General features: G+C 66.6%; 23 protein-coding genes. 3 read left to right on the forward strand and 20 right to left on the reverse strand.

Annotation, left to right across the window (positions count from 1 at the left end; all coding sequences use genetic code 11):
• Positions 1 to 3: 3 nt before the first annotated feature.
• From hpf to G6N43_RS25280, 13 genes are all read right to left on the reverse strand, one after another.
• The gene (gene hpf, locus G6N43_RS25220) at positions 4 to 681 is read right to left on the reverse strand and encodes a ribosome hibernation-promoting factor, HPF/YfiA family (RefSeq protein ID WP_083154272.1); all 678 of its coding nucleotides are present in this window, start codon (positions 679 to 681) and stop codon (positions 4 to 6) included.
• A gap of 322 nt (positions 682 to 1,003) precedes the next feature.
• Positions 1,004 to 1,645, reverse strand: coding sequence for a ComF family protein (locus tag G6N43_RS25225; RefSeq protein WP_083154274.1), 642 nt, complete (start codon positions 1,643 to 1,645; stop codon positions 1,004 to 1,006).
• Positions 1,646 to 1,689: 44 nt separating this feature from the next.
• Positions 1,690 to 2,115 carry a Rieske (2Fe-2S) protein gene (locus G6N43_RS25230; RefSeq protein WP_083154276.1) on the reverse strand — a complete coding sequence of 142 codons (426 nt, stop codon included), beginning with the start codon at positions 2,113 to 2,115 and terminating at the stop codon, positions 1,690 to 1,692.
• Positions 2,116 to 2,129: 14 nt separating this feature from the next.
• Positions 2,130 to 2,699 carry a DUF6529 family protein gene (locus tag G6N43_RS25235; RefSeq protein ID WP_083154279.1) on the reverse strand — a complete coding sequence of 190 codons (570 nt, stop codon included), beginning with the start codon at positions 2,697 to 2,699 and terminating at the stop codon, positions 2,130 to 2,132.
• Complete coding sequence (locus tag G6N43_RS25240; protein ID WP_083154282.1) at positions 2,692 to 3,345, reverse strand: hypothetical protein; 654 nt, start codon at positions 3,343 to 3,345, stop codon at positions 2,692 to 2,694. The genes G6N43_RS25235 and G6N43_RS25240 overlap by 8 nt, the downstream gene beginning before the upstream one ends.
• Positions 3,346 to 3,444: 99 nt before the next feature.
• Positions 3,445 to 5,169, reverse strand: a complete 1,725-nt coding sequence (gene lpqB, locus G6N43_RS25245; protein ID WP_234810168.1) for an MtrAB system accessory lipoprotein LpqB — start codon at positions 5,167 to 5,169, stop codon at positions 3,445 to 3,447.
• Between the two features lie 56 nt (positions 5,170 to 5,225).
• The gene (gene mtrB, locus G6N43_RS25250) at positions 5,226 to 6,863 is read right to left on the reverse strand and encodes an MtrAB system histidine kinase MtrB (RefSeq protein ID WP_083154285.1); all 1,638 of its coding nucleotides are present in this window, start codon (positions 6,861 to 6,863) and stop codon (positions 5,226 to 5,228) included.
• Between the two features lie 49 nt (positions 6,864 to 6,912).
• Entirely contained in the window at positions 6,913 to 7,599 is a 687-nt protein-coding gene (gene mtrA, locus G6N43_RS25255) for a two-component system response regulator MtrA (protein ID WP_069407393.1), read from the reverse strand.
• 160 nt (positions 7,600 to 7,759) lie between these two features.
• Positions 7,760 to 8,461, reverse strand: coding sequence for a C39 family peptidase (locus G6N43_RS25260; RefSeq protein WP_110810467.1), 702 nt, complete (start codon positions 8,459 to 8,461; stop codon positions 7,760 to 7,762).
• Positions 8,462 to 8,571: 110 nt separating this feature from the next.
• Positions 8,572 to 10,125, reverse strand: coding sequence for a serine/threonine-protein kinase (locus G6N43_RS25265; RefSeq protein ID WP_083154435.1), 1,554 nt, complete (start codon positions 10,123 to 10,125; stop codon positions 8,572 to 8,574).
• Between the two features lie 112 nt (positions 10,126 to 10,237).
• Positions 10,238 to 11,380 (reverse strand): BTAD domain-containing putative transcriptional regulator, encoded by a 1,143-nt coding sequence (locus G6N43_RS25270; RefSeq protein ID WP_083154287.1) that lies wholly within the window; start codon positions 11,378 to 11,380, stop codon positions 10,238 to 10,240.
• 154 nt (positions 11,381 to 11,534) lie between these two features.
• Positions 11,535 to 12,791, reverse strand: coding sequence for a prolipoprotein diacylglyceryl transferase (locus G6N43_RS25275; protein WP_083154289.1), 1,257 nt, complete (start codon positions 12,789 to 12,791; stop codon positions 11,535 to 11,537).
• A 102-nt stretch (positions 12,792 to 12,893) separates the two neighbouring features.
• Positions 12,894 to 13,520: a dTMP kinase gene (locus G6N43_RS25280; RefSeq protein ID WP_083154291.1), complete on the reverse strand. Its 627-nt coding sequence runs from the start codon at positions 13,518 to 13,520 to the stop codon at positions 12,894 to 12,896.
• A 91-nt stretch (positions 13,521 to 13,611) separates the two neighbouring features.
• Here G6N43_RS25280 and G6N43_RS25285 point away from each other — a divergent pair, with 91 nt between their 5' ends.
• Positions 13,612 to 14,298: a DUF899 domain-containing protein gene (locus G6N43_RS25285; protein ID WP_083154293.1), complete on the forward strand. Its 687-nt coding sequence runs from the start codon at positions 13,612 to 13,614 to the stop codon at positions 14,296 to 14,298.
• A gap of 12 nt (positions 14,299 to 14,310) precedes the next feature.
• Here the strand turns inward: G6N43_RS25285 and G6N43_RS25290 are convergent, their stop codons facing one another.
• Positions 14,311 to 15,615 (reverse strand): lipase family protein, encoded by a 1,305-nt coding sequence (locus tag G6N43_RS25290; RefSeq protein WP_083154295.1) that lies wholly within the window; start codon positions 15,613 to 15,615, stop codon positions 14,311 to 14,313.
• A 155-nt stretch (positions 15,616 to 15,770) separates the two neighbouring features.
• On the opposite strand from G6N43_RS25290, the gene G6N43_RS25295 reads away from it, so the two are divergent.
• Positions 15,771 to 16,127: a heme-binding protein gene (locus tag G6N43_RS25295; RefSeq protein WP_083154297.1), complete on the forward strand. Its 357-nt coding sequence runs from the start codon at positions 15,771 to 15,773 to the stop codon at positions 16,125 to 16,127.
• A gap of 48 nt (positions 16,128 to 16,175) precedes the next feature.
• Here G6N43_RS25295 and ahcY read toward each other — a convergent pair whose 3' ends face one another.
• From ahcY to G6N43_RS25325, 6 genes are all read right to left on the reverse strand, one after another.
• Complete coding sequence (gene ahcY, locus G6N43_RS25300) at positions 16,176 to 17,633, reverse strand: adenosylhomocysteinase (protein WP_083154299.1); 1,458 nt, start codon at positions 17,631 to 17,633, stop codon at positions 16,176 to 16,178.
• A 128-nt stretch (positions 17,634 to 17,761) separates the two neighbouring features.
• Positions 17,762 to 18,400, reverse strand: coding sequence for a TetR family transcriptional regulator AlkX (alkX, locus tag G6N43_RS25305; RefSeq protein ID WP_083154301.1), 639 nt, complete (start codon positions 18,398 to 18,400; stop codon positions 17,762 to 17,764).
• A gap of 50 nt (positions 18,401 to 18,450) precedes the next feature.
• Positions 18,451 to 18,630 carry a rubredoxin gene (locus tag G6N43_RS25310; RefSeq protein WP_083154304.1) on the reverse strand — a complete coding sequence of 60 codons (180 nt, stop codon included), beginning with the start codon at positions 18,628 to 18,630 and terminating at the stop codon, positions 18,451 to 18,453.
• A gap of 83 nt (positions 18,631 to 18,713) precedes the next feature.
• On the reverse strand, positions 18,714 to 18,875 hold the full coding sequence (locus G6N43_RS25315) for a rubredoxin (RefSeq protein ID WP_083154306.1): 162 nt from the start codon (positions 18,873 to 18,875) through the stop codon (positions 18,714 to 18,716).
• Positions 18,872 to 20,074, reverse strand: coding sequence for an alkane 1-monooxygenase (locus G6N43_RS25320; protein WP_083154437.1), 1,203 nt, complete (start codon positions 20,072 to 20,074; stop codon positions 18,872 to 18,874). The genes G6N43_RS25315 and G6N43_RS25320 overlap by 4 nt, the downstream gene beginning before the upstream one ends.
• 170 nt (positions 20,075 to 20,244) lie before the next feature.
• Positions 20,245 to 21,711, reverse strand: a complete 1,467-nt coding sequence (locus G6N43_RS25325; RefSeq protein WP_083154308.1) for an amino acid permease — start codon at positions 21,709 to 21,711, stop codon at positions 20,245 to 20,247.
• Between the two features lie 53 nt (positions 21,712 to 21,764).
• Between G6N43_RS25325 and G6N43_RS25330 the strand changes: the two genes are divergently transcribed.
• Entirely contained in the window at positions 21,765 to 23,138 is a 1,374-nt protein-coding gene (locus G6N43_RS25330; RefSeq protein WP_083154311.1) for an FAD-dependent oxidoreductase, read from the forward strand.
• The last annotated feature ends 5 nt before the right edge of the window (positions 23,139 to 23,143 follow it).

The following is a 23,143-nucleotide window of genomic DNA, read 5'->3' on the forward strand; positions in this document are numbered from 1 at the left end:
CGGCTACGCGAGCCGAATCAACCCGTAGTCATAGGCGTGGCGGCGGTACACCACGCTCGGCTTGTCACTCTCCTTGTCATGGAACAGGAAGAAGTCGTGGCCGACGAGCTCCATTTGGGACAGGGCGTCATCGACGGTCATCGGCGTCGCCGGGTGCTCCTTGATGCGCACGATGCGCCCCGGCTCGTGCTCGTCCAGCAGCGCCGCGTCCACCTGCACCGAGTCCGCTGCCGAGTCATTTGAGGCATCCGGCGGCGGGCTGACGGCAGTGGCCTGGGCGAGCGAAACCGGGGTCTTGTCGCCGTAGTGGATCTTGCGGCGGTCCTTGCTGCGGCGCAGCCGGTTCTCGAGTTTGCAGACCGCCGACTCCAGCGCGGCGTAGAAGCTGTCGGCGCAGGCCTCGCCCCGGACTACGGGACCGCGGCCACGCGCGGTGATCTCGACGTGCTGACAGTTCTTGCGCTGGCGACGGTTGCGTTCGTGGTCCAGTTCCACGTCGAAGAGATAGATGGTGCGGTCAAAGCGTTCCAGGCGGGACAGTTTCTCGGAGACATACACGCGGAAGTGATCGGGAATCTCGACGTTGCGGCCCTTGACGACGATCTCGGCTCGCGTCTCGGGTTCGGGCGTCTCGTCGGTGACCAGCATCTCTTGGTCCGAATCAATGGAATGGGTCGACATGCTTGGCAACTCGTTTCTCTTTGCGTCCGCACGCATTTGCGTGCCCGGCCTGCTTCGGATACGCACCGAGGGGCCTGCATGCCTATGCCTTTTGTCGCGGCCCGCCGGTGCAAGGTGTCGTCTACTCACCTCCTACCGCTTGTGGGCGATGCCGGCGCTACGTTGAGGTGCGCCGCCGTGAGGCATTCACGGGTGGTTGATGCCGACGGTAGTCCGTGTTCACCCGGTCGTGCCACTAATTGCCACCAAAATTCAGACCGTTTTCAGTTCTTCACATCTCCTTGATGCCGGGGTAATTGCCTGGGCCGTCAAACCGCCCGGGTCAAGCGTTTGCGAGGGCCAGGACCGCGACCACCGTCGCCCCGGTTGTTTGCAGGACACGCACGGTTTCGTGTGCCGTGGCCCCGGTCGTCACGATGTCGTCGACGACCACTACCTCGCCCGCCGACCCGCCGTCGATGGGGCGCACGACCTTCACCCGCCCCGCGATGTTGCGCTGTCGGTCGGCGCTGGACAGGCCGACCGAGTCGGCTACCAGGGGCCTCGTGCGCACCGCCTGCACCACGGCTATGTCGCGGCATCCTTCCGTTGCGGCCTGCGCGACGCGCGCCACCGGATCGCCCCCGCGGCGCATCGCCGCCCACCGCCGCGTCGGCGCGGGAACCACGGTCAACGGCACCCCGACGATGCCCCAGGTCAGCAGCTGAGACAGCCCCGCCCGCAGTGCGGCGGCCAGCGGTCCGGTGAGGTCGGCACGGCCGTGCTCCTTGACGGCGACGATGGCCTGGCGACGCGCCCCCGCGTAGCGGCCCAGCGAGAACACCGGAACTCCGGGCTCGACGCGCGGGCTGATGAGGTGCGGTTCGTCAGGTCGCACGGCCAGCTCCTTGGCGCAGGCGTCGCACCAGCGCGTCGAGCGCGCTCCGCAGCCGCCGCACTCCAACGGCAGCACGAGATCGAGCATGTCCGCAGTGTGGCCGCGACGTGTGACACGTCTTAGCGTGACCCTCAGCCGAGGAAGATCGAATCCCCCTGGACCACAACGGCCTGCGGCGTCAGGGGTTTCGTCGCGGGGCCGTGGGCAACCGAGCCGTCCAGGTTGAACTTGCTGCCGTGGCAGGGGCAGTTGATGGTGCCGTCGACCACCTCGTTCAGCGTGCATCCGGCGTGCGTGCAGGTCGACGAGAAGCCCTTGAAGTCGCCCGCTGCCGGTTGGGTCACGACGACCTCGCCGACGATGAGGCCCGAGCCGACGGGCACCGCCGAGGTCGCCGCGATGGCCTCGGGAGCCGTCCCGCCGGTGGTCGGCGCCCCCTGGGCCGTCGCCGCGGTGCCGCCGGGCGCCTCCGGCTTCTTGCCGTAGGTCGTGCACGCGGCGAGCACGCTCGCCCCCAAGCCGATACCCGCACTGATGATGAACTGGCTGCGTCGCATCGAAAACCTTTCCGCTAGAACGTGATTCCACTGGTCTGGAAGAACCAAAGGGCTGAGGTCAACCAGACGTATACGAGACCGAAGAACAGCAACCCGCCCGCGATCGGGATCACCCAGCCGCGCAGGCCGTTTCGGGTCAACAGGATCATCTTCGTGACGAAGATGCCATAGAAGAGGCAGCCGAACAGCGAATGGAACAACACCCGGGTGTCGGTCTCCTGGAAGCCCAGTGCGTACAGGCAGTGCACGGCGACCGGAACACTGACCAGTACCGCCAGCCGTCCCGACCACACGTGCGCGGTACCCATCCACGCCGGTGCCTTGCCGCCGGGAATGAGTCGATACATCGCGAACGCCGACAGCAGTTGGAACAGCGCGAGCGCGACCGCGAGGGTCGCCAGCCACGACTTCACCGCCGTGCCGCTGGAGAACCCTGCGACGCTCACCGAGAAGAACTGCGGCTCATGGACTCTGCCGAACACGCCGAGAGCGACGGCGACCAGCGCGCCGATGACGACGGCGATCAGGACGGCTGTGTCGGCGTGGGACCGAGCGATCCGCTGTGTTGCGAAGGACTCAGACATCGCTGGCGCCCTGCACCCGTGACGCGGTTACGGTCCGCCCGTCGATGACCGCACTGCCGTCCGCTGCCAACGCCGGTGCGGGCACGGTCGAGCCGTCGTCCAGCCGCTGCACACCGGTCGCCTTGCCGGTGGAGTCGACGATCCAGCTGCTGCGGTTGCCGCCGTCCTCGTACACGTACAGTCCGGCGGGTGGCTGCGCCGGCTCGGCGGTGAAGTCCCACTTCTTCTCGCCGATCCACAGGGTCCCGACGACGGCTTTGCCGTCCAGGCGCCCCTCGAGCCGGCTGGTCCTGTCCTTGCTCGCAAGGCTCACAGCGCCGTTGACCGCGGACCCGCGCAACCACGCCTCGACGGAACTGCCGTCGCAGGCGTATGCCACCGCCTTGTCTCCGGCGACGCTGATGTCCAGCGTGATGACGCCGTAGGCGGTCGGAATCTTGCCCACGTAATCCGCCTTCGCCGGAAACGCGGGGGCGGGCGGGGCCGGTGATGCGCTGGGCTGTGGCGCTGGGGTCGACGCCGCTACGGGCGCACCGGGCACACCGCGGGTTAGGGGGTCTGATTCCTGAGAGATGTTGGCGACCAATATGCCTGCGCCCAGTGCCGCCACTGCGGCGACGGTGATCAGCGGACCACGCACCTTCATCGTTGTCTCCTTGGCTGTCAGCCGACGCTTCTAGCGTCGTTTTGTCAGCACAACGGGCGTTGGAGGTGGTTGGTTCAGTGCAACTTCAAATGCATGGGATCAGCCCGGAAGGACCGGTATCGCGCCGGGGACCATCAGCGGACGGACCTCCGACCACACCGGGTCGTTGTCGGCGCCCGATCCCGTCAGTTGCAGCACGCCGCGCTCATCGGCGACATACACCGTCGACGGGTTGGCCGCCACGGTGGTGACCGGCATCAGCAGATTGCGGCTGGGACCGTCGGAGTTGACGCCGTCGAGGTTGACGTAGGAGACCGGATGCTCCGGATCGGTACGACTGACCACGATGTCGTCGCCCGTACGCCACGACAGTGAGACCACCGTGTTCTGCAGCCCGAAGCCCAGCCGGCGCGGGTATGTCAGCGCATAGCCCCCGCCCGGCGTCTGCTCCACCCCGGCCAGGATCACCTGACCGTCGATGACCAGGGCCGCGCGAGTGCCGTCCCGCGACAGCTGCAGCTCACGGATCGCGCCGGGGAATTTCGCCGATACCGCCGTGGAGTCGACCGGTATGCGCGCCGGTTGTCCGGACGCATCCTGGATGACGCGCACGACGTTGTTGCCGTCGACCACCACCCACACGGCATCGTCGAGGGCCCAGCTGGGCCGCGACAGGTTGCGCCCGTCCAGCGCCTGCGATGCGTTGCCGCCGAGCGGGCCGACCCACAGCGACGACGCCATGTCGGGCGCGCCGCGCCGCAAGGTCACGATCGACGCGACGTTCTGGCCCGACCGCGACACCGCTGCCGCCGTCTGGTCGGGGGTCTGCCCGAATGCGCCGGGGACGCGGGTCGCACGCTGGCCGTCCAGGAACACCAGCGACCCACCCACCAACGCGTGCAGCCCCGCCGCGGCGCCGGGGAACGCGCCCGGGTCGGTGGCCGCGACATCGGAGGTCTGCCACCCGTCGGCGAACCGGTCGTCGAGCGCGGCGCCGTCGGCGTTGATCACGTAGGGCCCGTTGATCCCGGCGCGCGACAGCGTCCAAATGATTTGTGCCGCAAGCAGTTGGCGGCTGTGCGGGTCGGTGGTCGACAGATTGTCGAGGTCGATCCGCGCACCGCCGTAGCCCCTGCCGACACCCGTCTTGCCGCCGTCGGCGCGGGTGACCGGGCCACGCAGTTTCAGCGGCGGTCCCAACAGATTTCGCACACTCTTGGCCAACTCCGGACGCGGCCCGGCGATGAGCTTGCTGACCAGCTCGGTGGCCAACTGGTCCGGGTCGGACACCGCGACGTAGCGCGGGTCCGGCACCACCGTGCTGCCGGTCGGGTCGGCGAAGTACAGCGTGTTGCGTTTGTAAGTCGCCTGAAACTGTTGCCAGTCAAGGAAAACCCCGTTGGGCAGCTTGTCGATCCGCCAACCGCCGGGTGTCTTGACCAGTTCGATCGGTCCGGGATCGGGCAGCGCGCCCTCCCCCGTTTCGAAGACGCCCAGGTCCGACAGCGAGCCCAGGATGTCGGCGCGCATGTGCACGGTGACCCGCTCCGGGCCGCGGGTTTCGACGAACACGACGTTGTCGATCAGCAGCGCGCTGCCCGCGTCATCCCATGCGCTCGAACCCGATTCGGTGAGGAACTGCCGCGCCGCCAGGTGCCGGTTCGCGGGATCGGCCGTGGCCTTCAGGAATTCGCGCAACAGCACGTCGGGATCCATCCCCGGCGTGGGCTTGGGCAGGCTCGGCGGCGCGGGGCGTTCGACGGTGCCGATCGCCTGCGGTGACGACGAACTCGGCACCCCGGCGCAGCCGGCAAGCACGAACATCAGCGCACAAAGAGCCGCCAGCCCGCGGACGTAGGACGCCATCATGCCCGAGCGCCTCACACGTTCTCCGCTTCACGCGTCGCACGCCGCGGGGCGACGTCGGGCCCAACGGGTTTCAGCGGGAGTGGACTCGTCGTGACCTTGTGCCCGCGCACCAGCGGCAGGGTGAGCCGGAAGCACGCGCCCTTGCCGGGTTCACCCCAGGCCTCAAGCCGCCCCTGATGCAGCCGGGCGTCCTCGATGCTGATGGCCAGCCCGAGTCCGGTGCCTCCCGAACGCCGCACCCGCGAGGGGTCCGAACGCCAGAACCTGCTGAACACCAGCTTCTCCTCGCCTGGCCGCAATCCGACGCCGTAGTCGCGGACGGTCACGGCAACCGTGTCCTCGTCGACGGCCATCCGGATGCGCACCGGCTGATGTTCGGCGTGATCGATGGCGTTGGCGATCAGGTTGCGCAGAATGCGCTCGACCCGGCGCGGGTCGACCTCGGCGATGACGTCGTGGGACGGCATGTCGACGATCAGCTCGATGCCGGCCTCGGCGGCCAGATGGCCGACGTTGTTAAGGGCGCTGCGCACCGTCGCGCGCAGATCCACCGATTCGACGGACAGTTCGGCGACACCGGCGTCGTGGCGCGAGATCTCCAGCAGATCGTTGAGCAGCGTTTCGAAACGGTCGAGCTCGCTGACCATCAACTCGGTCGAGCGGCGCAGCGCCGGGTCGAGTTCCTCGCTGTGATCGTGGATCAGGTCGGCGGCCATGCGCACCGTCGTCAGCGGGGTGCGCAGTTCGTGGCTGACGTCGGAGGTGAACCGCCGCTGCAGATTGCCGAACTCCTCGAGTTGGGTGATCTGACGGTGCAGGCTTTCGGCCATATCGTTGAACGACACCGCCAGCCGGGCCATGTCGTCCTCGCCGCGCACCGGCATCCGCTCGGTCAGGTGCCCTTCGGCGAAGCGCTCTGCGATGCGCGAGGCCGACCGCACCGGCAGCACGATCTGCCGGGCCACCACGAGCGCGATCGCCGCCAGCAGACCGAGCAGCACGACCGCACCCGTCGCCATCGTCCCGCGCACCAGCGTGATGGTGGATTCCTCGTTGTTCAGCGGAAAGATCAGATACAGCTCGAGATTGGCCACCGGCGACGACGTCGGGCTGCCGATGATCAACGCGGGGCCGGAGAAGCCGTCGGTGTGCACGGTCGCGTACTGATAGCTGACCTGGCCGGCCTTGACGAACTCGCGCAGGGCATTCGGGATCTGCTGCACCGGACCCGCCGCGGTCGCGGCGCGCGGTCCGTCGCCGGGCACGACCAGCACCGCATCGAAGGCGCCGGCCAGCCCGGGACCCGCATCGGCGGTGCGGTCGATCAGGGTGTTGCGAGCCAGCTGCAGGCTGCTGTCCAGCGAGCGCGTCTCCTCGCCGCCGACGATGCCGCTGACGGTGCTGCGCGCCCGGTCGATCTCCTCGGTCGCCGCGCTCACCTTCACCTCGAGGATGCGGTCGGTGATCTGACTGGTCAACACGAAGCCCAGCGCCAGGATGACGGCCAGCGACAGGCCGATCGTCAGGGTGACGACGCGCAGCTGTAGCGAGCGACGCCAGACGGCACCCATCGCTCGACTCAGCGCACCCAATCCGCGGAACAGTGGTGCCGATCGCCGATGGATGCGCCTCCTCGAACCCCAGATCACGGCGACCGCCGCACGGTCAGGATCACGACCACGGCGCAGCCGTGAGGGATCACGGAGGTCCGGCCTTGTATCCCACTCCTCGAACAGTCAGTACCACCTGCGGGTTCTCCGGGTCCTTCTCGACCTTCGCCCGCAAACGCTGGACATGCACGTTCACCAAACGGGTGTCAGCGGGGTGACGGTATCCCCACACCTGTTCGAGCAGCACATCACGAGTAAACACCTGCCGTGGTTTACGCGCCAACGCCACCAGCAGGTCGAACTCGAGCGGCGTCAGGGAAATCTGCTCGCCGAGCCGAGTCACCTTGTGAGCCGGCACGTCGATGTCCACATCGCCGATCGACAGCATCTCGGCGGGCTCGTCCTCGTTGCGGCGAAGACGGGCGCGCACACGCGCGACGAGCTCCTTGGGCTTGAACGGCTTCATCACGTAGTCGTCGGCGCCGGACTCCAGGCCCAGCACGACGTCGACGGTGTCGGTCTTGGCCGTCAGCATGACGATCGGCACGCCCGAGTCCGCGCGTAACACGCGGCATACGTCGATGCCGTTCATACCGGGCAGCATCAGGTCGAGCAGCACCAGATCGGGCCGCAGTTCGCGGACCGCTGTCAGCGCCTGGGTGCCGTCACCGATGACCGCGGTATCGAACCCCTCACCGCGCAGCACGATGGTGAGCATCTCGGCGAGCGAAGGGTCGTCATCGACAACCAGAATCCTTTGCCTCATGGTGTCCATGGTGTCACCAGATCGCGACAAACTGCGGCTACCACACGCGCGTTTTGCGTGTTTGGCGGCTTCGCGGCGCATCTGGGGCGGCCTCGCGGCCGATATGAGCCGTATGTAAGCCGCGGCGCGAGGTTCGCGCCGCGGCTTCCCGTCATCGTCAGGGCATCGTTCAGCCGGCATCCATGGTGACGACCATGTCATGGCCGCTGGTCTGCCACGCCGCCTCGAAGACGTCGATCGGGACCTGTTCGTCGGCGCCGTCGTCGGTGCCGCTGTCGTTGAGGTGCACAACGCCGGCGTCGGTATCGACGCCCGTGACCACCAGGTCGTGGTCGGCGCTCGTGCGGTCGCCGTCCGCGTCCCAGATCATTTCGGCGTTGACGCTGGCGATCACCTTGCGGCCCTCGTCGAGGGCGTTCATGAGCGCCGTCATACCGGTCGGCACACCGATCTGGGCCGCGATGTCGTCGTCGGTGTACACGGCGCGGATGCCGTAGTGCTCCAGCAGGATCGGCAGGTCCTCCGTGTCGGTGCCGTTGCCTCCATCCGGGTTGTCGGGCGGCGGCGGCGTGTAGATCGGGCCGTCGTGGTGAGCGCTCGGCGTGGAGCTGGCCAACGCGATGATCTCGTCTTCGGTGGGCTCGTTGCCGGTCAGCTGCCCCACGACGTCCGCTGTGGCCATCAGCGAGCAGTCGTCCAGGTGCTGCTCGACATAGAACGACGTGGCGTCATCGGGGTTGCCGTGCAGGCCCCCCGAGGTGTCGTCCGCGTGGGCGATCCCACCGGCCAGGCCGACCGCGGCGGCGCCGATCAGGACGGCGGCGGTGACGGAGCGGATGCGGGTCGTGAAGGGGTTCTTCACTCGGTTCATGGGGTTTCCTTCTCTCAGGGCGCCCGTTATGCGCCGTTGAGAAAAGGTTTGAGCCGGCCACTACCGAGATTCTTGACGGATTCTTGAGCCGACGGTTTCCGGCGGTGCCGTCAGGTGGTCGAAACCCACCAGTCGTACAGCGCCTTGAGGTCGTTGCCCTGCGCGGCGCCCAGCATCAGATCCGAGGTCTTGGTCCAGACCAGATCGGCCCGCCCGTTGAGGGTTCCGCAGGCCAGCTGGCCCTCCGACTGACCGGGGGTGTTGTCGTACTCCCAGCTCGTCGGCGACCCGTCGCTGTTGGGGCATGCGGTGAGCTCGTCGTCGGCAATCGCGCCGTCGAAGTCCTCCTGCAGCCGGTCCGCATCGCTGTAAAGCGCGTACAGCGCGCCTTCGTGGCCGTCGCCGCTCTCGGTGGGCTTGCAGTCCACCGCCGCAATGGCGTTGTCCCACTCCTTGTTCGGCGTGCACGCCGTGGGATCGGGTACCAGCGACATGAGCTGACGCTCGGCCGGGGTGAGATTGGCTGCCGTGCTGACCGAGTTCGGCGGTTCGTCGGGCACAGTACGTGTGATCGTCAGCGTCGACGACATCGGCGAGGCGTCCTTGGGCATGCGAGCCACCAGCCACGCGACGGTGGCCGCGACCGCGATCACCAACACGACGGCCGCACCGCCGATCAGGACTGGCCGGCGGTCCCGCCGAGGAGTCGCGTCCTCGCGCCCCGAGGCTGGCGCGGCGTCGGGCGTGGCGACCGCGTTCACGGGCACCGTCTCCAGGTGGGCCGGATGAACGGGGCTCGAGACCTCGATCATCGGCCCCGAGTCGCCCCCACCCACGATTGCCGCTGCGGCGCGGGCGAATTCGCCTGCCGTGTTGTAGCGGTCGGCGGCGTCTTTCGCCATGCCCTTCGCGATGATCGCGTCGAATGCGGGCGGAATATCGGGACGCAACTTGCTCGGCTGAGGCGGGGGTTCGATCAGATGCGCGGTGATCAGCATGCTGATGCTGTCCGCGGCGAAGGGCTGCGCACCCGTGAGGCACTGGTGCAGCACGCACGCCAGCGCGTAGATGTCGGCCTTCTCGGTGACCGGCTTGGAACTGAACCGCTCCGGCGCCATATAGGCGTATGTGCCTATGGCCGTGCCTTTTTCGGTCAGCGTGTGGTCGGTGGCGGCGTTGGCGATGCCGAAGTCGACGAGGTAGGCGAAGTCGTCAGCGGTGATGAGGATGTTCTCCGGCTTGACGTCGCGGTGGGTGATCCCGGCGGCGTGTGCGGCGTCCAGCGCGGCGGCCACCTGGCGGATGATCCAGACCGCCCGTGCCGGCGCCATCGCGCCGTCCCTGGCCAGCACACTGCGCAGGTCGATACCGTCGATCAGCCGCATGTCGACGTAGAGGACTCCGTCGATCTCCCCGTAGTTGTGGATGGGCACCACATGCGGCTCCTGCAACTGGCCGGCTGCACGGGCCTCACGTTGCAGCCGTTCCCGGAACACCGGGTCGTGCGACAGGGAGTCGGGCAGCAGTTTGAGCGCCACGATTCGGCCCTTGACGGTGTCCTCGGCTTCGTAGACCTCGCCCATACCGCCACGACCGATGAGGCGGGTGAGGTGATAGGGGCCTAACCGTGAGCCCACCCGTGAGTTGTGCGGGGAGTCGTTCATCGCCGCCTTTCCTCGCACGCGGCCCGGTCTCACTGGGCCGGGTGTCCCCACTTCGGCTATCCGAGCACCGTACTACTTCGCCGACAGCGACGGCGCAAGAGACGTGTCGGCGTCAGTTCGCGGCGGAGTCGTCGTACTCGAAGGTGAACAGGTGTCCGCAGATCCCGATCCGGTCGCCATGGGCCACCGCGACACTGCCCTGGATTCGCGCACCGTTGAGCTCGACGCCGTTGGCCGAGCGCAGATCGCTGACCGCGAAACCCGTTCCGGTGTCGATGATCGCCGCATGGTGACGGCTGACCTTCGCGTCGTCCAGCACGATGTCGTTGTCGGGCAGCCTGCCGATCTTGGTGGCAACAGAGCTCAGCGGGTAACGATCGCCCGACGCGGCCACCAGCCACACCGCGCCGCCGCCTTTCTCCACCTGCGTGCGCTGGTCGAGCACCGTCTTCGCACCGGCGGCCGTCGTTTGCGCGGCCGCCTTCACGTCGAGTGGCTGCTGGCGCAGGATCTTGTCGTGCAAGGTCTGCACGGTCGGGCCGGGGTCGATGCCCAGGTCGTCGGCCAATGCGGTCTTCAGCCGACGGTAGGCGTCGAGCGCGTCCGACTGGCGTTCGCAGAGGTAGTAGGCACTGATCAGCTGGGCCCACAGCGGTTCGCGGTAGGGATGGTCGGCCACCAGGGCCTCCAACTCACCGATGATCAGCGCGGCGCGACCACACGCGAGTTCGGCTTCGGCGCGGGCGGTGGCGACGGTCAGCCGTTCCTCTTCGAGGGCGGTGGCGAACGGGTCGACGAACGGGAACTCGCGCAGATCCTCCAGCACGTCACCGCGCCACTGCGCCAACGCGACCCCCAGGTGACGACTCGCCCGCTCGAAGTCTCCGGCCGCACCGGCGAGAACACCTGCGGTTTTCTCCGTCGCGAACCGTCCGAGATCGCACGCACTGTCGGCGACGGTCAGCCGGTATCCCGGTGCGACGCTCGCCAACGTCTTCTGCGGTGCGGGGTCCGCCTGGCCGATGAGCTTGCGCAGGTTGGACACATAGGAGTGGACGCTGCCCCTGGCGCCAGGGAGTGGCGAATCGCCCCACACCGCGCTGATCAGCGTGTCGACGGCCACCGCGCGGTTGCGGTTGATCACCAGCGTGGCGAGGATCGCGCGCAGCTTCGGCGTCCCCACCGGAACGTCGACACCGTCGATGGTCATCTGCAGCGGGCCGAGCACACCGAAACCGAGAGCGTTACCCGACATATGGTGCGCCACCTTCCCCTCGACGTGCCTCCGCCGGATCAATTGTGTCCTAGCACCGGGTCCTTTCACGGCGGCTCGTCCGGAAACGGCCCTGGGGGCGCGGGCTTTCGCCCACGCCCCCAGGAACGGTGATGTCGCTTATTCAGTTGTGCGGCTACCGCTTCGGGACGGCGACGTTGTAGCCGGGCAGCGGCCCTTCCGACGGCGCGGCGAGTCCGGGAAGCTGCAGCGTCTTGGTGATCTCGAACTGACGCTCGCCACTGGCGTTCTTCGACCACTGTCCCCAGGCGGTGTCGACGCCGTCGATCAGCACCCGGCGCGCACCCATGGAGTTGTCATCGCCGAGGTCGGCCAGTGTCTTGACCCGGAACGGCTGCGAGGTGCCGGTGGAGTAGCGCAGCTGCACCAGCACGTTCTTCAGCGTCGCAGGCGGTGCCGGCTTGGGAGCCGGTGGCTGACCAGGCTGCGGCACCGCGCCGCCGCCGGTGAAGCTGCCCACCGACACCTGCCTGATCGGTCCGGACGGTGCCGCGACCACCGCGGTAAAGGGGTACAGGCCGGCAGTCGGGGTGTTCAGAACGACGCGCTGTAGGGGCGGGACGGTGACGATCCGCGGGGCGTTGCCGTAGGTGTAGACCAACCGCAGCGGGTTGTTGTAGGGATTCATGATGACCGGACGGTTGTATTTGTCATAGCTGACCCAGCTCGAATTCCACGTTGTCACTTCACGATTCCACGCGCCGGCGGTCAGCGTGCTATTGCTCGTCATCGCGCCGATCACTACGTCGCTGATGTCCTGAATGTCGCCCGGTGGTGCCGGTTCGGGATCGGCCAGCACTGGATCGACGTTGTCGGCGATGTTGATGTCGTGCGGCGACGGGGCGTCGGCCGGCGGGGTATCGGCAGGGGCATCCGTAGGCGCGTCGGCCGGTGCATCGGGTACCAAATCAGCAGGCGCATCCGCCGGCACGTCCGCGGGTGCATCGGGTACCGAATCAGCAGGCGCATCCGCCGGCTCATCCACAGGTGCATCGGCGGGTGCCTCCGGTACCGCATCCGCGGGCTCGTCCGCCGGCGCCTCGGGCTCCGGATCGGCAGGCGCATCCGCCGGCTCATCCGCCGGCGCCTCGGGCTCATCCGCCGGCGTGTCGGGCACATCCACCGGCGCCTCGGGCTCCGGATCGGTGGCCGCTGGCATGTCGTAGTCGTTGTCGAACGCCGACGTATCGCCTGACGAGTCGTCTTCGTCGCCAACCTTGTGCCCGGAGAACTGCTGCGCGTGCACGGCAGGGACGCCGGCGGCCCAGTCCTGGTGGCCGGAGGTATCGGCGGCGTTGGCGCCGCCCGCCAGGCCGATGGCCGCGCTGCCGATGAGGCCGGCGACGAGGGCGGCACGGATGGTGTTCTTCATTGTTCAGCTCCTGTGTCTTTTCCACGCACCCGAGTGGCGCTGGTGGTGACAACAAGGCTGCGAAGACGGCCTCCAGGGATTCTTGAGGGATTCTTACGTCCGCTAGGACAACTGGTTGGCGAGCTCACTCGCGTCGACGTCGGGTGGAACGACCACCCAGCGTCCTCCCCAGTTCGCCGCGGCCAGCGCGCTGTAGACCTCGCCGGTGCGACGCTGCAGGCCGTCGTCGCGTTCGTATGCGTCCTTCGCGCGGTCCGCTTCTTCGCGCGCCCGGTTCTCCGCCCGTTCGGCGGCAAGCTCGATCGGCACGGAGAGCAGAATCTGGGCATCCGGCTTGGGCAGCTGAAGACGGTCGTACTCGAGATGGCGCACCCATTCGACGACCTCGCCGTCGGCGCCCTGGTGCAGCCGCGCCGCGCTGTACGCCGCGTTGGAGGCGACGTAGCGGTCGAGGATCACCACGTCGTACGCATCGGTGAGGTGACCGATCTGCTCCTTGGCGCCGGCGCGATCGAGGGCGAACAGCACCGCCATCGCATAGACCGAATCGGCCAGATCACCGTGGTTACCGCGCAACGCCTCGGCGGCCAGGTCGGCCTCCACCGAATGGTGGTAGCGCGGAAACGCAAGGGTGGCGACCGATTTGTGCGCACCTTCGAAGGCGGTACGCAGACCGTTGGTCAAGGTGCGCTTGCCTGCACCGTCGACACCTTCGATGACGATGAGCACCCAGCGAGCGTAGCGGCGCGGCAGCCGATGAGTTTCGTCGGCGCCGACGGTCTACCTACTTCGACGACAGGAGTATCAGGAGTATGAGGTGATGACGACACACACCGTCGGGACACGCGAACAGTGGCGGGCCGCCTACGAGCAGCAGCTGGCCAAGGAAAAGGAGCTGACCCGGCGCGCCACCGAGCTTGCCGAGGAACGCCGCCGGCTGCCGTGGGTGCCGGTGGACAAGGAGTACCTGTTCGACACCACAGCGGGAAAGCGCACGCTCGCCGAACTGTTCGACGGCCGATCGCAGCTGATCGTGCGGCACTTCATGCACGGGCCGAAGACGCCGGAGGGCTGCCCGGGGTGCACATTCGAGACCGACAATCTGGTCGGCGCCGTGCCGCACCTGGCACACCGAGACGTGACGTTCATCCTCGCTTCGCGGTCGCCGCTGCCGGTTCTCACGGCGTACAAGCAGCGGATGGGCTGGGACGTGGAGTGGGTTTCGTCCGGCGGCAGCGACTTCGACGCCGACTTCTACGAGTACATGCATGTCCCGACGCCACGCCGGGGCAGCGGCAACATGCTCGACATGATGGAGCTGATGGCGCTGAGCTGTTTCGCGCTCGAGGACGGCCCAGAGGGCAGCACTGTCTACCACACGTATTCGACCTACGACCGCGGCACCGAGGCCCTGAACGCGACGTGGCAGCTGCTCGACCGCGCGCCGCGGGGACGCGGTGATGACTTCTCCAACTGGCCGCGCAAGCGCGACGAGTACGACACGTAGCGTCGCGGCGAATCAGAACTGACCGCAGTTCGGCGTCGTCGGCAAGCCGTTGAACCGGTCGGCGATCCACTGCATCGCGCGCTCACCGTCGACCAGCATCGGCAGCCCGTGATTGACGATGGCCTTGTTCAGAAACGGCGGCTGCTCATTGGTCCAGAACTGCACATCGGCGCCCTGTGCGCACCAGTCGCGGCCCAGCTGAGCGGCCGGGCCGTACGGCACCAACGGGTCGTACCGATTGCTGAGGATCATCACCGGCGCGTTGGGTTTGTACTTGCCGAGCTTCTGCATGTCGAAGAGGCTCTTGAACGGTTCCTGGTTGACCAGTTCGTAGATGTTCTCGTTGAAGTACGGCTGTAGATGGCGAAACATGAATTTCGTCAGCGTCTCCGCCACGCATTGGTCCTGCACTTTGTTCAACAGGTCCGCTCCGCGCGGCGTCATCTTCGACCGGATCGCCTGCTCGAACTCCGGATATGTGGTGATCACCGAGTTCAGTGCATAGCCGACAGCGCCGACCAGGACGCTGCCGTCGGCGTACGGGAACAGTTCCTTCAGGTCCGCAGGCGGCGCGCCCGCGTACGTTCCGACGATGTTGAGCTCCGGCGCGTACGACGGCGCCAGTTCCGCCGCCGATGCCGCGGCCCCGCCGCCCTGCGAGTAACCCCAAAAGGCAAGCGGGCCATGCGGATCCAGTGATGTGTCCGGGAGTCGCAAAGCCGCCCGACCGGCGTCGAGCATCGCATTGCCTTGCGCGATCCGGTTGACGTAGGTGTGCAGTCCGGGTGTGCCGAGCCCCTGATAGTCGGTCATCACGATCGCGAATCCGCGCGCCACCATCGTGGCGACGAACATCTCTTCGTAGTTGAACGTCAGGTCCAGCCAGGGCGACCAGTGGATGCCCTGATTGAACTGCCGCGACGGCGCGCACTGATCGCCCTGCCCCTGGGTCCCCGGCCCGTACACGATCAGCGGACGCGGGCCTTGGCCAGGCCAGTTGTTGTAGGGCTCGAAGTAGGTGCCGGTGACGGCCATCGGGTTTCCGCGAGCGTCGGTGCTGCGGTACATGATTCGCGTTCCGGTCGCCATGATCACGCCCAGCTGGCCCGACGGTTCGAGCACCAGTCGCGACGGCTCGGTGCGAATCAGGTCCCCGGGCGCGCCCGGCGGCAGCGGGTCGGGCGGGGTGTAGAACGCGGTGTACTCGTCCTCGTTGAATACGGGATTCCAGTCGTCGTTGGTGGGATCGCCATGGGCCTGTGGCGCGAAAACCCCTGCCAGGACAACGAGAACAGCGACAACCACCCCCCGGCGCACACAGCGACCGTAACAGAACGGTTATCGACGCCCGCAGATGTGCGCATACTGCGGGTTTCCTGTGTATGCGCTTGGGATCGGACGCACCGGCCGTTGGCCGATCAGAGACTGAGAACAGACCGTGCCAACCCTTGATCACCTGAGGAATACATCCCATGCTCAACGCCGCTCGCCGCCTGGTGTTATCCGTATTCGCCGGCACCGCATCGTGCGCCGCGCTGTTCGGCGCAGTCCCATTCGCGAACGCTGAGCCGCAGAACCCACCCGGCTGCACTGCCGCCGATCTCGAAGGCGTCCGAGCCGGGGTCGATGTGTCGACCTCGGCCTACCTGTTCACCCATCCGGACCTCAACGGTTTCATGGACAGTCTGCAGGGCCAGTCACGAGCAGAGGTCGCCGAGCACATCACGGACTACATGAAGGCGCATCCGCAGGAGAGCGTCGAGATGATCGGCATCCGTCAGCCGTTGATGGACATCAAGAACCATTGCGGCGCACTGGTTTCGCCCTGATAGCAGAGGCCCCTGACACGTCGTGTCAGGGGCCTCTGTTCTAGAGCGTCAGTACCGGTAGTGCTCCGGCTTGTAGGGGCCTTCGACGTCGACGCCGATGTACTCGGCCTGCTCCTTGGTGAGCTTGGTCAGCGTGCCGCCGAGTGCCTCGACGTGGATACGCGCGACCTTCTCGTCGAGGTGCTTGGCCAACCGGTAGACCGCGTTGTCGTACTCGTCGTTCTTGGTCCACAACTCGATCTGGGCGATCACCTGGTTCGAGAAGCTGTTGCTCATCACGAACGACGGATGCCCGGTCGCATTGCCCAGGTTCAGCAACCGGCCTTCCGACAGCACGATGATCGACTTGCCGTCGTCGAAGATCCACTGATCGACCTGCGGCTTGATGTTGAGGCGCCTGGCGCCCGAACGCTCGAGCGCCGCCATCTGGATCTCATCGTCGAAGTGGCCGATGTTGCCGAGGATGGCCTGGTCCTTCATCTGCCGCATGTGGTCCAGCGTGATGATGTCCTTGTTGCCGGTCGCCGTGATGACCATGTCGGCCTCGCCGATCGCCTCCTCGACGGTGCGCACGTCGAAGCCGTCCATCAGCGCCTGCAGGGCGTTGATCGGGTCGATCTCGGTGACCGTCACCCGGGCGCCCTGGCCGGCCAGCGATTCCGCACAGCCCTTGCCGACGTCGCCGTAGCCGCAGATCAGCACCTTCTTGCCGCCGATGAGGACGTCGGTACCGCGGTTGATGCCGTCGATCAACGAGTGCCGGGTGCCGTACTTGTTGTCGAACTTGGACTTGGTCACCGAGTCGTTGACGTTGATCGCCGGGAACGGCAGCTCGCCGGAGGCCTCGAACTGGTAGAGCCGCAGCACACCGGTCGTGGTCTCCTCGGTGACGCCCTTGACCGACTCGGCGATCTTGGTCCACTTGCTCTTGTCGGTCTCGAAGCGCTTACGCAGGACTCCGAGGAAGACCTTCCATTCGGTGGAGTCGTCGTCCTCGGCGGGCGGAACGACACCGGCCTTCTCGTACTGCGCGCCGCGCAGCACCATCATGGTGGCGTCACCGCCGTCGTCGAGAATCATGTTGGCGGGCTCGCCTTCCCAGGTGAGCATCTGCTCGGCGGCCCACCAGTACTCCTCGAGAGTCTCGCCCTTCCACGCGAACACCGGGGTGCCCTTGGGCTCCTCGGGGGTGCCGTTCGGGCCGACGACGACGGCCGCGGCGGCGTGGTCCTGGGTGGAGAAGATGTTGCAGGACGCCCAGCGCACCTTGGCACCGAGGGCCACCAGGGTCTCGATGAGCACGGCGGTCTGCACGGTCATGTGCAGCGAGCCGGAGATGCGTGCGCCCTTGAGCGGCTGGACGTCGTGGTATTCGCGGCGAAGCGCCATCAAGCCGGGCATCTCGTGCTCGGCGAGCCGGATCTCCTTGCGGCCGAACTCGGCCAGCGACAGGTCGGCCACCTTGTAATCGATGCCGTTGCGCACGTCGGCCTTCAACTCAGTCATGGATTTCTAGAGCCCTTCTTCATTCGTCTTTGTCTCTGGGCGCACAGATGTGCGCAGCGACGACACCCTAGCCTGCGGGCTCGCGGGACAGGCGCTCCACGTTTTTGACAGCGGTGGCGCTCTGACAGCTAAGAGGTATCGATAACACCGTAGCGCTCGGCGAATGGCGTCATCAAACGGGCCAGGTCATGTGCGACGTCGTGGTCTGCCTCGGGAGGCATCGAAACGTAGCTCATCGCGAGCCGCACGATCGCCCGCGCCAGTACCGCCGCGTCGTCCTCGCTGCATTTCACCCAGCTATCAACGAACGTCGATGTCAGCCGCTGCGAGCAATGCGTGAGGATCGGCCCGCTGTCGGTGGTGATGAGCTGCAACAGGTCGGGTTTGACGTCGCCGGTCAGCAGCGACTGCACCAGGGGGTCGGCGGCGGACTCGGTGAAGAAGTCGCGAAACCCGTGCACGAAGGCCGCGTGCACGTCGCCCTCATTGCCCTCGATCGCACCTTCGATCTGGTCGACGAGCCGGTCCGCCAGCCGCAGCGCGTAGGCCTGGGCGAGGCCGTGGCGGGAGCCGAACTCGTTGTAGATCGTCTGGCGGCTGATGCCGGCGGCCTTGGCCACATGCGAGAGCGTGATCGCCGACCAGTCGCGCGTGAGCAGTTCGTCGCGCATGCCGTCGAGGATCGAATCGCGCAACAACACCCTCGATGCCTCGGCGTAGGGGATGCGTTGCGCGGTCCGGCGCTGTCGCGGGCTGCTCACCCCCATGACGTTAGCCGTTCTAGTCACTCCTGGCGCTTCACTCCGCCAGGCCACAGTCACGACCGCGCCACTTCCACCATGTCGAAGTCCGCCTTTGCGGCGCCGCAGTCCGGGCAGCTCCAGTCGTCGGGAATGTCATCCCAGCGGGTGCCCGGGGCGATACCGTCCTCCGGCCAGCCTTTGGCCTCGTCGTACTCGAATCCGCACTGCACGCAGACGAAGAGTCTGTAGTCCATGTCGTTTCCTTTCTCGGTATCGACTCTGCGCTCAGGGCGAGGTATTGGGCAGTTTGAGCGCCCTGGGCGCAGAGTCGATGGGGCTAAACGGTTGTGAAGTCGACCTTCTCGCGGACTGCGCAGTCCGGGCAGCACCAGTCGTCGGGAACGTCGTCCCACGGGGTGCCCGCCGGAAATCCTTCGCGCGGCGCACCTTTCGCCTCGTCGTAGAGGTAGCCGCAGCCGGGGCACTTGAACATGCTCATGCCGCCACCCCGTACTTGGCGAACACCTTGTCGCGCACGCGCGGGTGCACGTTCACCTTGGTGATGTCGCCGTTGTAGTGCTCGATCACCCTGTGGTCCATCATCTTTCGCCACAGCGGCGGGAAGTAGGTCAGCGAAATCATCGATGCGTAACCACTGGGCAGATTCGGTGCGCCCTCCATGCTGCGCAGCGTCTGATAGCGACGCGTCGGGTTGGCGTGATGATCGCTGTGCCGCTGCAGGTGGTACAGGAACAGGTTGGTGACGATGTGGTCGGAGTTCCAGCTGTGCACCGGGGCGCACCGCTCGTAGCGACCGCTTTCGGTCTTCTGGCGCAGCAGGCCGTAGTGCTCCAGGTAGTTGACGGCCTCGAGAAGGGTGAACCCGAACACCGCGGAGATGAGGATGTATGGAATCAGCGCAAAGCCGAAGACCGCGATCAGGATGCCGTAGAAAACCACCGACATCGCCCAGGCGTTGAGTACGTCGTTGGACCAGTGCCAGGGACTCTTGCCCTGCCGGCGCAGTCGTGCGGCCTCCAACTGCCACGCCGACTTCAAGCTCCCCCACACACTGCGCGGCAGGAACTCCCAGAACGTCTCACCGAATCGGGCCGACGCGGGATCCTCCGGGGTGGCGACGCGCACGTGGTGGCCGCGGTTGTGCTCGATGTAGAAGTGGCCGTAGAGCGTTTGCGCCAACGTGATTTTCGCGAGCCAGCGCTCCAATTCGTCCTTCTTGTGGCCCATCTCGTGGGCGGTGTTGATGCCGACGCCGCCGAGCATGCCCACCGACAGCGCCAGGCCGATCTTCGCCGGCCAGCTCAGCCCACCGTCAAAGCCGAGCCAGCTCAGGTTCGACGCGGTGAACAGGTAGGCGCCCAGGATCACGCTGGCGTACTGGAACGGTATGTAGAGGTAGGTGCAGTAGCGGTAGTACTTGTCGTTCTCCAACCGCTCCATCACCTCGTCGGGCGGGTTCTGCCCGTCGGGCCCGAACCGGAGGTCGAGTGCAGGCAACACGATGTAGAGCAGGATCGGGCCGATCCAGAACGGCACCTGTGCCGCGCCGTGCCAGCCCCACTGGTTGAACGCCCACACCAGCGGCAGCATCACGAACAGTGCCGTCGGCGCGATCAGTCCCATCAGCCACAGGTAGCGCTTCTTGTCCCGCCACTGGGCGACTTCGACGTCGGACATTTGCGTGGTCACTAGTGCCTCCCGAGGTGAGTGCCATCACGATTGGAGTTGACTCTAGCGTTCATTTTGTCGCCTGTCTAGACACTAGACACTATTTTGTAAAGTTCATACGCGCGATTTGGGCGTGCGGAGTCACGCTGAGCGAGACCCAGCACGCCGAAATCGCAGGGTTACGAGACCTGAGCGGCCTCGCGACGGCCGAGCACCGAGTGGCGGCGGCCGTAGAGGAAATAGACCACCACGCCGACGGCCATCCAGATGAGGAATCGGACCCAGGTCAGCGCGGTGAGGTTGAGCATCAGCCACAGGCACGCCACGATCGCGGCTATCGGCAGCGCGGGCACTCCCGGCACCCGGAAGCCGCGATCGAGATCGGGACGGGTGCGGCGCAATATGATCACGCCGGCCGACACCAGCACGAACGCGAAAAGCGTGCCGATGTTGACCATCTCCTCGAGCTTGTCCATCGGGAACACCGACGCCGCCACCGCGACCAGCACACCGACGATGAGGGTGATGCGTACCGGCGTGCCATGGCGTCCGGTCTTGGCCAACGACCGCGGCATCAGACCGTCGCGGCACATTGCGAACAAGACCCTGGTCTGGCCCAGCACCAGCACGATCACGACTGTCGTCAGCCCTGCCAGCGCGCCGATCGAGATCACCTTGGCCGCCCAGTGGACACCGTTGGCGGCGAATGCGGTTGCGAGGTTTGCCTTTTCACCGGCTTCGCGTAGCTCGGTATAGCTCACCATGCCCGAGAGCACCACAGCCACCGCGACGTACAGGACGGTGACGATGGCCAGCGAGGCCAGGATGCCGCGCGCCACGTCCCTCTGCGGGTTCTTGGTTTCTTCGGCGGTGGTGGCCACGACGTCGAAGCCGATGAAGGCGAAGAACACGATCGAAGCGCCCGCGAGCACGCCATACCAGCCGTAGGTACTCCCACCGCCGCCGGTGACCAGCGAGAACAGCGACTGGTCGAGTCCGGCACCGCCCTCGCCACCTTCGACGGCTGGCGGGATGAAAGGAGTGAAGTTAGCCGTCTTGATGTAGAACGCACCCACGGCCACGACCAACAGCACGACCGCCACCTTGATCACCGTGATCACGAGGCTCACCTCTGCGGAGAGCTTGGTACCCCACGCCAGGATGGCGGTGACGACCGCGATGATCAGCAGGGCGCCCCAATCCACGTGCAAGCCACCGAAATCCGCTGTCCCACCACCGAACTCGAACACCGTGCCGAGGTAACTCGACCAACCCTTGGCAACCACGGCTGCCGCCACGGCGAACTCGAGGATGAGATCCCACCCGATGACCCACGCGATGAACTCGCCGAAGGTCGCGTACGAGAACGTGTAAGCACTGCCGGCCACCGGCACCGTCGACGCGAATTCGGCGTAGCACAGTGCGGCCAGCCCGCAGGCGATCGCCGCGATGACGAAGGAGATCGAGATCGCTGGGCCGGTGATGTTGCCTGCCGTCGACGCGGTGATCGTGAAGATGCCGGCGCCGATGACGATCGACACCCCGAAGACGGTGAGGTCCCACCAGTTCAGGTCCTTGCGCAGGCGAGTATCGGGTTCGTCGGTGTCGGCGATGGACTGCTCAACCGACTTCGTCCTGCGCGTCATCGGCTTTTCCTTCCGAGGTCTGTGGCTGGAATGTACCGAGTACTGTGCACCCGATGGGGCGGAGTTATAAACACGCCATCGTGATCGGGGGCAGCCTGGCCGGGCTGTGCGCCGCCCGGGTACTCTCCGACGACAGCGAGCACGTCACCGTCTACGAGCGCGACGAGTTGCCCGACGGTCCGGCGAACCGGCCCGCCATTCCCCAAGGCCGGCACGTGCACATGCTGATGGCGCGCGGAGCCCAGGAGTTCGAGAGCCACTTCCCCGGCCTGCTCGACGACATGGTGGCCGACGGCGTGCCGATCCTGGAGAACCGGCCCGACTGCATTCATTTCGGCGCCGCGGGTCACGTGCTGGGGACCGCGCATCGGCTGCAGGACAAGTTCACCGCGTATGTGCCCAGCAGACCGATGCTGGAGTGGCAGATCCGGCGGCGCGTCCAGGCGATCGAGAACGTCGGCATCATCCACGCGACGGTGACCGAGCCGACCTACGACGCGGCAAGCCGACGGGTGACCGGTGTCCTGCTCGACTCCGGCGAGACGGTATCCGCAGATCTCGTCGTCGACGCGGCGGGCCGGGGTACCCGGCTGCCCAACTGGCTCGAGAAGTGGGGCTACCCACGCCCCCACGAGGAGACGGTCGACGTGGGCATCTCCTACGCCAGTCAGCGCGTTCGGGTTCCCGACGGCCTGCTGACCGAAAAGGTCGTGGTGGCAGGCGCTTCTCGGGATCAGCCGCTCGGCGTGGGCATGCTGCTCTACGAGGACGGCATCTGGAACGTGACGACGTTCGGGGTCGCAAAGACCGAGCCGCCGCGGGACTTCGCGCAGTGCTGCGATCTCGCCGACGACGTCCTACCCGGGCACGTGTCGTCGGCCCTGCGGCAGGGCACGCCCCTGGGCGAGATGGCGTTCCACAAGTACCCGATCAGCCGGTGGCGTCGTTACGACAAGCTCGAGCGCTTCCCCGGCGGCATCTTCCCGTTTGGCGATGCCGTCGCGAGCTTCAATCCGACCTTCGGGCAGGGCATGACGATGACGGCCATCCAGGCGGCGAACCTGCGCGGCGTCATCGAGTCCGGGGAATCGGACATCGCCGCTCAGCTGGCGAAGGCCACTGCCAAGACGACCTATCCAGTGTGGATGATGACCGCGATCGGCGACCTGACCCTGCACAACGCGACCGGTGAGATGCCGCGCTGGTACAAACCGGTCGGCGGCCTGTTCGATCAGTTCCTCGGTGCCGCGGAGACGGATCCCGTACTGGCCGAATGGTTTCTGCGTCGGTTCAGCCTCCTCGACAGTCTCTACATGATTCCCTCGGCTCGCCTTGTCGGCCGCACCATCCGGCACAACATACGGCTGTGGTTGTCGGAGCACTCCGTCACGTCGGCCAGGCGCCGCAACCTGGTTGCCGGTCGATAAGGCGT

Origin of the sequence: Mycolicibacterium moriokaense, assembly GCF_010726085.1 — a bacterium.
Lineage (GTDB): Bacteria > Actinomycetota > Actinomycetes > Mycobacteriales > Mycobacteriaceae > Mycobacterium > Mycobacterium moriokaense.

Bases quoted from the DNA above. Each gene is read 5' to 3' on its own strand.
- hpf (WP_083154272.1), bottom strand. From the start codon at position 681: ATGTCGACCCATTCCATTGATTCGGACCAAGAGATGCTGGTCACCGAC.
- G6N43_RS25275 (WP_083154289.1), bottom strand. From the start codon at position 12,791: ATGAAGAACACCATCCGTGCCGCCCTCGTCGCCGGCCTCATCGGCAGC.
- G6N43_RS25265 (WP_083154435.1), bottom strand. From the start codon at position 10,125: ATGAACGACTCCCCGCACAACTCACGGGTGGGCTCACGGTTAGGCCCC.
- ahcY (WP_083154299.1), bottom strand. From the start codon at position 17,633: ATGACTGAGTTGAAGGCCGACGTGCGCAACGGCATCGATTACAAGGTG.
- G6N43_RS25310 (WP_083154304.1), bottom strand. From the start codon at position 18,630: ATGGACTACAGACTCTTCGTCTGCGTGCAGTGCGGATTCGAGTACGAC.
- G6N43_RS25295 (WP_083154297.1), top strand. From the start codon at position 15,771: ATGCTCAACGCCGCTCGCCGCCTGGTGTTATCCGTATTCGCCGGCACC.
- G6N43_RS25270 (WP_083154287.1), bottom strand. From the start codon at position 11,380: ATGTCGGGTAACGCTCTCGGTTTCGGTGTGCTCGGCCCGCTGCAGATG.
- alkX (WP_083154301.1), bottom strand. From the start codon at position 18,400: ATGGGGGTGAGCAGCCCGCGACAGCGCCGGACCGCGCAACGCATCCCC.
- G6N43_RS25225 (WP_083154274.1), bottom strand. From the start codon at position 1,645: ATGCTCGATCTCGTGCTGCCGTTGGAGTGCGGCGGCTGCGGAGCGCGC.
- mtrA (WP_069407393.1), bottom strand. From the start codon at position 7,599: ATGGACACCATGAGGCAAAGGATTCTGGTTGTCGATGACGACCCTTCG.
- G6N43_RS25260 (WP_110810467.1), bottom strand. From the start codon at position 8,461: ATGAACCGAGTGAAGAACCCCTTCACGACCCGCATCCGCTCCGTCACC.
- G6N43_RS25325 (WP_083154308.1), bottom strand. From the start codon at position 21,711: ATGACGCGCAGGACGAAGTCGGTTGAGCAGTCCATCGCCGACACCGAC.
- G6N43_RS25240 (WP_083154282.1), bottom strand. From the start codon at position 3,345: ATGAAGGTGCGTGGTCCGCTGATCACCGTCGCCGCAGTGGCGGCACTG.
- G6N43_RS25230 (WP_083154276.1), bottom strand. From the start codon at position 2,115: ATGCGACGCAGCCAGTTCATCATCAGTGCGGGTATCGGCTTGGGGGCG.
- G6N43_RS25315 (WP_083154306.1), bottom strand. From the start codon at position 18,875: ATGAGCATGTTCAAGTGCCCCGGCTGCGGCTACCTCTACGACGAGGCG.
- G6N43_RS25285 (WP_083154293.1), top strand. From the start codon at position 13,612: ATGACGACACACACCGTCGGGACACGCGAACAGTGGCGGGCCGCCTAC.
- G6N43_RS25330 (WP_083154311.1), top strand. From the start codon at position 21,765: ATGGGGCGGAGTTATAAACACGCCATCGTGATCGGGGGCAGCCTGGCC.
- G6N43_RS25235 (WP_083154279.1), bottom strand. From the start codon at position 2,699: ATGTCTGAGTCCTTCGCAACACAGCGGATCGCTCGGTCCCACGCCGAC.
- G6N43_RS25320 (WP_083154437.1), bottom strand. From the start codon at position 20,074: ATGTCCGACGTCGAAGTCGCCCAGTGGCGGGACAAGAAGCGCTACCTG.
- lpqB (WP_234810168.1), bottom strand. From the start codon at position 5,169: ATGTTCGTGCTTGCCGGCTGCGCCGGGGTGCCGAGTTCGTCGTCACCG.